This window comes from Allobosea sp., from assembly GCF_051860145.1.
Lineage (GTDB): Bacteria > Pseudomonadota > Alphaproteobacteria > Rhizobiales > Beijerinckiaceae > Allobosea.
The window spans coordinates 1-9,714 of sequence record NZ_JBHYEM010000044.1 but is presented as its reverse complement, the minus strand read 5'-3'; the positions used below and the strand labels follow the sequence as shown (position 1 = coordinate 9,714).

6 protein-coding genes are annotated in these 9,714 nt (G+C 64.7%); all 6 read right to left on the bottom strand.

Going from position 1 to position 9,714, the window contains the following annotated elements; genetic code table 11:
* Positions 1-132 precede the first annotated feature (132 nt).
* Positions 133-2,208, bottom strand: coding sequence for an elongation factor G (gene fusA / locus ACTIF2_RS27570; RefSeq protein ID WP_439500337.1), 2,076 nt, complete (start codon positions 2,206-2,208; stop codon positions 133-135).
* A 35-nt stretch (positions 2,209-2,243) separates the two neighbouring features.
* The gene (gene rpsG, locus ACTIF2_RS27565) at positions 2,244-2,714 is read right to left on the bottom strand and encodes a 30S ribosomal protein S7 (protein WP_439500336.1); all 471 of its coding nucleotides are present in this window, start codon (positions 2,712-2,714) and stop codon (positions 2,244-2,246) included.
* Between the two features lie 74 nt (positions 2,715-2,788).
* A complete protein-coding gene (gene rpsL / locus ACTIF2_RS27560) occupies positions 2,789-3,160 on the bottom strand; it encodes a 30S ribosomal protein S12 (RefSeq protein ID WP_057189964.1) in 372 nt (123 codons plus the stop codon).
* A gap of 574 nt (positions 3,161-3,734) precedes the next feature.
* A complete protein-coding gene (locus ACTIF2_RS27555) occupies positions 3,735-4,865 on the bottom strand; it encodes a helix-turn-helix transcriptional regulator (RefSeq protein ID WP_439500335.1) in 1,131 nt (376 codons plus the stop codon).
* A 160-nt stretch (positions 4,866-5,025) separates the two neighbouring features.
* Complete coding sequence (rpoC, locus tag ACTIF2_RS27550) at positions 5,026-9,207, bottom strand: DNA-directed RNA polymerase subunit beta' (RefSeq protein WP_439500334.1); 4,182 nt, start codon at positions 9,205-9,207, stop codon at positions 5,026-5,028.
* A 126-nt stretch (positions 9,208-9,333) separates the two neighbouring features.
* The coding region (locus ACTIF2_RS27545) for a DNA-directed RNA polymerase subunit beta (RefSeq protein ID WP_439500333.1) at positions 9,334-9,714 on the bottom strand (381 nt) is incomplete at its 5' end.

Below are 9,714 nucleotides of genomic sequence, written 5' to 3'. Positions count from 1 at the left end.
GTCTTGCCATGGTCGACGTGACCAATCGTCCCGATGTTGCAATGCGGCTTGTTGCGAGCGAATTTCTCTTTGGCCATCGTAGCCTCCGTCCGTCAAATCTTGTTCAAGTGTTCAGTCGAATGGGTTGCAGGATCAGGCGTATTTGGCCTGGACCTCGGCGGCGACCGCCGAAGGAACCTGCTCATAGTGGTCGAACTGCATCGTGTAGTTGGCGCGTCCCTGGCTGAACGAGCGCAGCTGGTTGACATAGCCGAACATGTTGGCGAGCGGCACCATCGCATTCACGACGACCGCGTTGCCGCGCATGTCCTGGCCCTGGATCTGGCCGCGCCGCGAATTCAGGTCGCCGATGACCGAGCCGGTATAATCTTCCGGGGTCACGACCTCGACCTTCATGATCGGCTCGAGCAGGACCGAACCGCCCTTCTGCAGGCCTTCACGCAGAGCGGCGCGCGATGCGATCTCGAAGGCGAGAGCCGACGAGTCGACCTCGTGGAAGGCGCCGTCGATCAGCGTGACCTTGACATCGACGACCGGGAAGCCGGCGAGCACGCCGGAACCGATGACCGAGTTGAGGCCCTTCTCGACGCCGGGGATATACTCTTTCGGCACCGAGCCGCCGACGACCTTCGACTCGAACTCGAAGCCCTTGCCGGTCTCGTTCGGCTCGATCACCAGCTTGACGCGGGCGAACTGGCCCGTACCGCCGGTCTGCTTCTTGTGGGTGTAGTCGATTTCGGCCTTCTTGGTCAGCGTCTCGCGATAGGCGACCTGCGGCGCGCCGATATTGGCGTCGACCTTGTAGGTGCGCTTCAGGATGTCGACCTTGATGTCGAGATGCAGCTCGCCCATCCCCTTGAGGATGGTCTGGCCGCTCTCCTGGTCGGTCGAGACGCGGAAGGACGGGTCCTCGTTCGCGAGCTTCGACAGGGCCAGGCCCAGCTTCTCCTGGTCGGCCTTGGACTTCGGCTCGATCGCGATCGTGATGACCGGCTCGGGGAACTCCATCCGCTCCAGGATGACGGGCTTCAGCGGGTCGCACAGCGTGTCGCCGGTGCGGACATCCTTGAGGCCGGCCAGGGCGACGATGTCGCCGGCGAAGGCCTCCTTGATGTCCTCGCGGTTATTCGCGTGCATCAGCAGCATGCGGCCGACGCGTTCTTTCTTGTCGCGCGTCGAGTTGATCACGCCGGCGCCGGTCTCGACCTTGCCCGAATAGACGCGGCAGAAGGTGATCGTGCCGACGAAGGGGTCGTCCATGATCTTGAAGGCGAGCATGGAGAAGGGATCCTCGTCCGTCGGATGACGAACGGTCTCTTCCTCGGTCTTGAAGTCGATGCCCTTGATCTCGCCGCGATCGACCGGCGAGGGCAGGAAGTCGACGACCGCGTCGAGCAGGGGCTGCACGCCCTTGTTCTTGAAGGCCGAGCCGCAGAGCACGGGATGGAAGGCGCGACGCTGCACCGCGGTGCGGACCAGCCTGCGCAGGGTCTCGGCATCCGGCTCGGTGCCTTCGAGATAGGCCTCCATCGCCGCATCGTCCATCTCGACGGCGGCTTCGACCAGCTTGTTGCGGTACTCGGCGGCCTTGTCGGCGAGATCGGCCGGGATGTCCTTCTCGGCGAACGAGGCGCCCAGCGCCTCGCCGTCCCAGACGATCGCCTTCATCTTGATCAGGTCGATGACGCCGGCGAAATCCGACTCCGAACCGATCGGGATCTGCAGGCAGACGGGCTTGCCGGCGACGCGGTCGATGATGTCCTGGACGCAGCGATAGAAATCGGCGCCGATCTTGTCCATCTTGTTGACGAAGACGACGCGCGGAACGTCGTACTTGTCGGCCTGGCGCCAGACGGTCTCGGTCTGGGGCTCGACGCCCTGGTTGCCGTCGAGCACGCAGACGGCGCCGTCGAGCACGCGCAGCGAACGCTCGACCTCGATGGTGAAGTCGACGTGGCCGGGGGTGTCGATGATGTTCAGGCGATGGTCGCGCCACAGGCAGGTCGTCGCGGCGGAGGTGATCGTGATGCCACGCTCCTGCTCCTGCGTCATCCAGTCCATGGTGGCCGCGCCATCATGGACTTCGCCGATCTTGTGCGACTTGCCCGTGTAAAACAGGATGCGCTCGGTCGTCGTCGTCTTCCCGGCATCAATGTGGGCCATGATGCCGAAATTGCGATAGCGGTCGATGGGATGGGAGCGGGGCATGAGAGTGCTCTGTTCTTTCCGTCAGGTGCCGCGGATTACCAGCGGTAGTGCGAGAAGGCGCGGTTGGCTTCCGCCATCCGGTGCGTGTCTTCGCGCTTCTTCACCGCGTTGCCGCGGTTATTGGCTGCATCCATCAGCTCGGCCGAAAGACGCTCGACCATGGTCTTGTCGTTGCGGCCGCGCGCGGCCGTGATCAGCCAGCGGATCGCCAGCGCCTGACGGCGCTCGGTACGAACCTCGACCGGAACCTGGTAGGTCGCGCCACCGACGCGACGCGAACGCACCTCGATCGCCGGGGCGACGTTCTCGAGCGCCTGCTTGAACACTGCGAGCGGGTCGGTCTTGGCCTTGCCCTCGATGATGTCGAAGGCGCCATAGACGATCCGCTCGGCGGTCGACTTCTTGCCTTCGTACATCACGGAGTTCATGAACTTCGTGACCACGATATCGCCGAACTTCGGGTCCGGGATAACTTCGCGTTTTTCAGCACTGTGGCGGCGGGACATCGTCTAGTCTCCGGTCAAATCTCAAAAGCTGCGAACCGGCTGGGGCATCTCGCCCCGCCGGTCGGGCAGGAAAATTACTTCGGACGCTTGGCGCCGTATTTCGAACGGCGCTGCTTGCGGTTCTTGACGCCCTGGGTGTCGAGCACGCCGCGCAGGATGTGGTAGCGCACGCCGGGCAAGTCCTTGACGCGACCGCCGCGGATCATGACCACCGAGTGCTCCTGCAGGTTGTGGCCTTCACCCGGGATATAGCCGATCACCTCGAAGCCGTTGGTCAGGCGCACCTTGGCGACCTTACGAAGCGCCGAGTTCGGCTTCTTTGGGGTCGTCGTATAGACGCGCGTGCACACGCCGCGCTTCTGCGGGCAGTTCTCGAGCGCCGGAGCGGTGTTGCGCGCCTTGACGGGCGAGCGCGGCTTGCGGATCAGCTGGCTGATTGTCGGCATTCTGGCCTCTCGCTCCCATGAGCGTTTGGAAAATCTTTTGGTCTCTCCCCGCGCCTTTCGCAGACATGCCATAAACGAAGCCGCGCCATCGGCACTCCGCTAGGGTGCCTCAGGCGCGCTTGCCAAGCAGAGGAACACGGAACAGGCCCGCATTCATGCATCTCGCCATGTCGTCAATCGACGCAGGAATTACGACGGAGTTTCGGTCGCGAAATTCGCTCGCAACGAAGGCAAGCGACAAACGTGTCCGACAACCGTCGACAGTGGCGCGCTTATGACTCAGGTAAGGATTCGCGTCAACCCCGAATCCGGGCCTGTCGTCATTCAGCGGCGCGGACGCGTTCACAGCGCCTGAGAACGGTCATGGCGCCAGAGAACTCGGCAAGCGGCTCAAGGTGAACACGACCAACGCCATCAACGCCAGACAAAGCGATACCTCACGCAACACCATGGCTCACCCCCCGTTTCCATTGATTCCAGGGAGAGGGCTGCGGACAACTCCCGTTTGGGAGGCGGCGGCCCTTACGTCTTCGATCCTCCCCGTCCGGAGCAGGACTTGGCCGCCTCGATGGGCCTACCGCAAGACGAGTCGCGTCAGCAGGGCCGTGAGCTCGCTCTGCCGCGAGACCCCGACCTTCGCGAACACGCGTTTCAGGGTCGTGCGCGTGGTTTCCTCGGAGATGCCGAGCGCCTGCGAGGCATTGCGCGGCGCAAGCCCGGCCCCGACCAGCGCCGCGATCCGGGCCTCCGCCAGTGTCAGCCCGAAAAGATCGCGCACCAGGGCCGGGTCGGCCGGCTCACCGGGCTGGGCGCTGGTGACGACGGCGATCGCGCTCACATCGGCCAGCAGGCGCTCGATATCGTTGCCCGCCGCCGGACGGACCGGCAGGATATGGACCGCGAGGACCCCTTCCCGCTCCACCCCCGGCACGAGCACCGGCCGCGGCGGGGCGCTGAGGCTTTCCGCCGTCCTGTCGCCCGCCGCCGCAATGGCGGCGCGCAGCATCTCCTTTTGCGGCGCCATGCGGGCCGTCAGGCGCCCCCGCGACACCACCAGGCTATCGCCGCCGAGCTGTTCCGCGGCCGGGTTGGCGAAGATCACGCGCCCGGCCCCGTCGAGCAGGAAGACCCCGACGCCGAGCCGCGCCAGCACGTCCGTCAGCGTCAGCTGCGACGCTTCCGCGTTGATGAGCCGGATGCCCAGCCTGAGCGCGTTCTCGACATGGCGGCCGAGGCGGGCCAGCGCCTCGAGCTCGGCATCCGAGAAAGCCGGCTTCGTCTCGAGCCGCTGCACGGAGAGCGCGACCGCGACATGGGGGTCCGGCGAGATGCCGATTCCGGCGAACCATTTCAGGCCGAGACGCTTGAGGAAGCCGGTATAGAAGGGAAACGTCTCGAGCTCGTCCGGCGTTGCGATATGGCGCTCGGTGATGGCGTCGGTCCGGGCCAGATATCCGCGTTCATGGGAGCGGGCGAAGCGGATGTCGTGCCGCCACCATTCGTCCCGCTCGTATTCGAGTTGCCCTTCGGCGAGAGCCGGCGAGACGATTGTCCCGTAGCTGCCGTCGTCGCGCTGGTAGATCAGCAGCGACCCCACATCGTCGAAACAGGCGGCAATCGCGTCGAGCGCGTCCGGCCATAGAGACGGCATGGACGCGGCGGCATAGATTGCTTCCACCGCGACGATGAAACGCTGACCATCCATGGGCTTACCCTCCGGCACCGGTCGAACCGTTAGATCACGATCGAACGGCGGAAGGGTAGCGACTTTCGTATACAGGTTTGTGGCTCGGCCGGTTGCTGCGCCCCAAATGAAAAGGGCCGCCCGAAGGCGGCCCTTTCGCAGTGATGGTTCGACGGGCGCCTTATTCGGCGGCCGGAAGGACGGCGGCGGCTGCCGCGGCCTTGGCGGCAGCGTCCGCCTTCTGGCCGACGATGAGATCGTCGCGGCGCAGAGCCACCTGCTTGATGCGGGCAACCTGGGCGCCAGTGCCGGCCGGGATGAGCGAGCCGACGATGACGTTCTCCTTGAGGCCTTCCAGCGTGTCGTACTTGCCGTTGACCGCCGCCTCGGTGAGGACGCGGGTGGTCTCCTGGAAAGACGCCGCCGAGATGAAGGAGCGGGTCTGCAAGCTCGCCTTGGTGATGCCGAGCAGGACCGGAACGCCGCTTGCCGGCTTCTTGCCCTCCTCCTTCATCTTGGCGTTCACCTCTTCCAGCTCGATCCGATCGATCTGGTCGCCGGTGAGAATGTCGGTATCGCCGGATTCGGTGATCTCGACCTTCTGCAGCATCTGCCGGACGATGACCTCGATGTGCTTGTCGTTGATGCCCACGCCCTGGAGGCGATAGACCTCCTGGATCTCGTTGACGAGATAGGCCGCGAGCTCCTCGACGCCCTTGATCGCCAGGATGTCGTGCGGGGCCGGGTTGCCGTCGAGAATGTAGTCGCCCATCTCGACGACGTCGCCGTCCTGGAGATGGATGTGCTTGCCCTTCGGGATCAGGTACTCGAGCCCGTCCGAGCCGTCATGCGGGGTGAGCGTGACGCGGCGCTTGTTCTTGTAGTCCTTGCCGAAGCCGATGACGCCGGCCTTCTCGGCGATGATCGCCGCATCCTTCGGACGACGCGCCTCGAACAGCTCCGCCACCCGCGGCAGACCGCCGGTGATGTCGCGGGTCTTGGCCGAGTCGGTCGAGACACGGGCCAGCACGTCGCCTGCCTTGATCGAGGCACCCGGCTCCATCGAGATGATGCCGTCGACGGGCAGGATGTAACGGGCCTCGCCGCCGCGCGCGAGCTTGGCGATCTTGCCGTCCGGGCCGTGCACTGTGAGCGCGGGACGCAGGTCCGACGTACGGGCCGAGCCGCGCCAGTCGATGACGACGCGCTTGGAGATGCCGGTCGCCTCGTCGGTCGTCTCGGTGATCGACATGCCGTCCACGAGGTCCTCGTAGCCGACCGTGCCGTCGACCTCCGCCAGGATCGGGCGGGAATAGGGATCCCACTCGATCAGGCGCTGGCCGCGCTTGACCTTGTCGCCCTCGTCGACCCGGAGCTTCGAGCCGAACTGGACGCGATGGACCGCGCGCTCCGCCCCGTCGGGACCGACGATGACGATCGCGATGTTGCGCGCCATGGCGATCAGATCGCCATCCGAGTTGCGCGCCGCGTTGCGGTTGCGCATCTTCACCGTGCCCTCGAAATTGGACTCGACGAAGGACTGGTCCGCGATCGTGGCGGCGCCGCCGATGTGGAAGGTGCGCATGGTGAGCTGCGTACCCGGCTCGCCGATCGACTGCGCCGCGATGACACCGACCGCCTCGCCCATGTTGACGGGCGTGCCGCGGGCAAGATCGCGCCCGTAGCAGGTGGCGCAGACGCCGTTCTTGGTCTCGCAGGTCAGAACCGAACGGATCTTCACCTCCTGGACGCCGGCGGCGTTGATCGCCTCGATATGGCTCTCCTCGATCATCGTGCCCTTCGGCACCAGGACCTTGCCGTCGATATCGGTGACGTCCTCCGCCGCCGAACGGCCGAGGATGCGGATGCCGAGCGAAGCGACGACCTGGCCGGCATCGATGATGGCGCGCATCTTGATGCCGTTATCCGAGCCGCAATCGACCTCCGAGATGATCGCGTCCTGCGCCACGTCGACGAGGCGGCGGGTGAGATAACCCGAGTTCGCCGTCTTGAGCGCGGTGTCGGCGAGGCCCTTGCGGGCGCCGTGCGTCGAGTTGAAGTACTCGAGCACGTCCAGGCCTTCCTTGAAGTTCGAGATGATCGGGCTCTCGATGATCTCGCCCGAGGGCTTGGCCATCAGGCCGCGCATCGCCGCGAGCTGCTTCATCTGCGCCGGCGAGCCGCGGGCGCCCGAGTGCGACATCATGTAGATCGAGTTGATGGGCTTGTCGCGACCGTTCTCGTCCTTCTTCACGGTCGAGATGCGGGCCATCATCTCCTGGGCGAGCTTGTCGGAGCACTTCGCCCAGGCGTCAACGACCTTGTTGTACTTCTCGCCCTGGGTGATCAGGCCGTCCTGGTACTGCTGCTCGTAATCCTTGGCGAGCGCGCGGGTCGTATCGACGATCTCCCACTTGTTCTCCGGCACGACCATGTCGTCCTTGCCGAACGAGATGCCCGCCTTGAAGGCGTGAGTGAAACCGAGCGACATGATGCGGTCGCAGAAGATCACCGATTCCTTCTGACCGCAGCCGCGATAGACGGCGTCGATCATCGCGGAGATTTCCTTCTTGGTCATCAGGCGGTTGCTGACGTCGAAGGTCATCGCCGGGTGCTTCGGCAGAGCGGTCGAGAGGATCACGCGGCCGGGCGTGGTGTCGTAGATCTTGGTGTAGGACTTGCCGTCCTCACCAACGCCGGTCCAGCGGTATTTGATCTTCGAATGCAGCGTCACGACCTTCTCGTGCAGCGCATATTCGAGCTCGCCGAAATCGCCGAAGATCTTGCCCTGGCCCGGCTCGCCGTCGGAGACGATGGAGAGGTAGTAGAGCCCGAGCACGATGTCCTGCGACGGCACGATGATCGGCAGGCCGTTCGCCGGGTGCAGGATGTTGTTGGTCGACATCATCAGCACGCGCGCTTCCAGCTGCGCCTCGAGCGACAGCGGGACGTGCACGGCCATCTGGTCGCCGTCGAAATCGGCGTTGAACGCGGCGCAGACCAGCGGATGCAGCTGGATCGCCTTGCCCTCGATCAGCACCGGCTCGAAGGCCTGGATGCCGAGGCGATGCAGCGTCGGCGCGCGGTTCAGCAGCACCGGATGCTCGCGGATGACCTCGTCCAGGATGTCCCAGACCTCCGGCTTCTCCTTCTCGACCAGCTTCTTGGCCTGCTTGACCGTGGTCGAGTAGCCCTTGGCGTCGAGGCGCGCATAGATGAACGGCTTGAACAGCTCGAGCGCCATCTTCTTCGGCAGCCCGCACTGGTGCAGCTTCATCTCCGGGCCGACGACGATGACCGAGCGGCCGGAATAGTCGACGCGCTTGCCGAGCAGGTTCTGGCGGAACCGGCCCTGCTTGCCCTTCAGCATGTCGGCGAGCGACTTCAGCGGGCGCTTGTTGGCGCCCGTGATGACCCGGCCGCGACGGCCGTTGTCGAACAGCGCATCGACCGATTCCTGCAGCATCCGCTTCTCGTTGCGGATGATGATGTCGGGCGCGCGCAGCTCGATCAGCCGCTTCAGGCGGTTGTTGCGGTTGATGACGCGGCGATAGAGATCGTTCAGGTCCGAGGTCGCGAAGCGGCCGCCATCGAGCGGCACCAGCGGACGCAGGTCGGGCGGAATCACCGGGATGATGGTCATCACCATCCATTCCGGCTTGTTGCCCGACTCCTGGAACGCCTCGATGATCTTGAGGCGCTTCATCAGCTTCTTCGGCTTCAGCTCCGAGGTCGTCGTCGCGATCTCGTGCTTCAGGTCCATGTTGATCTTGTCGAGATCGAGCGCGCGCAGCATCTCGCGGATCGCTTCCGCGCCGATCATCGCGGTGAAGGTGTCAGCGCCGTATTCTTCCTGGCAGCGGACATACTCCTCCTCGGACAGGAGCTGACGGTCCTTCAGCGGCGTCAGGCCCGGCTCGATCACGACATAGGACTCGAAATAGAGCACGCGCTCGAGTTCCTTGAGCGGCATGTCCATCAGGAGGCCGATGCGCGAGGGCAGCGACTTCAGGAACCAGATATGGGCGACCGGCGCGGCGAGCTCGATATGGCCCATGCGCTCGCGCCGGACCCGGGCGAGCGTGACTTCCACGCCGCACTTCTCGCAGATCACGCCCTTGAACTTCATGCGCTTGTACTTGCCGCACAGGCACTCGTAGTCCTTGATCGGCCCAAAGATCCGGGCGCAGAACAGACCGTCGCGCTCGGGCTTGAAGGTCCGGTAATTGATGGTCTCAGGCTTCTTGATCTCGCCATAGGACCAGGACAGGATCTTTTCCGGGCTCGCGATCGAGATGCGGATCGCATCGAAGCCCTGCGGCTGCGGCTGCTGCCCGAAAAGATTCATGACCTCTTGCTTCATCGCCCGTCTCCTGCCGCCGGCGGGGGTCTGGAACCGCCCTGCCCGGCCTTCATGCGATCGGCCGGCGGCGTGAGTGTCGCCGGCATGCTGTGTTCGTCCTGAGCGCTGCCCTTAAGGGCCAGCGCCTTATTCCGCGGCTTCGGCCGGCGGCAATTCGCCCGGCTTCGGCTTGTTGTTGATCAGTTCGACATTGAGGCCGAGCGAGCGCATCTCCTTGACGAGCACGTTGAAGCTCTCCGGGATGCCCGCCTCGAAATTGTCCTCGCCGCGCACGATCGACTCGTAGACCTTCGTGCGGCCGGCCACGTCGTCCGACTTCACCGTCAGCATTTCCTGCAGCGTGTAGGCGGCGCCATAGGCTTCGAGCGCCCACACCTCCATCTCGCCGAAACGCTGACCGCCGAACTGCGCCTTGCCGCCGAGCGGCTGCTGGGTGACCAGCGAGTACGGGCCGATCGAACGGGCGTGGATCTTGTCGTCGACCAGGTGGTGCAGCTTCAGCATGTA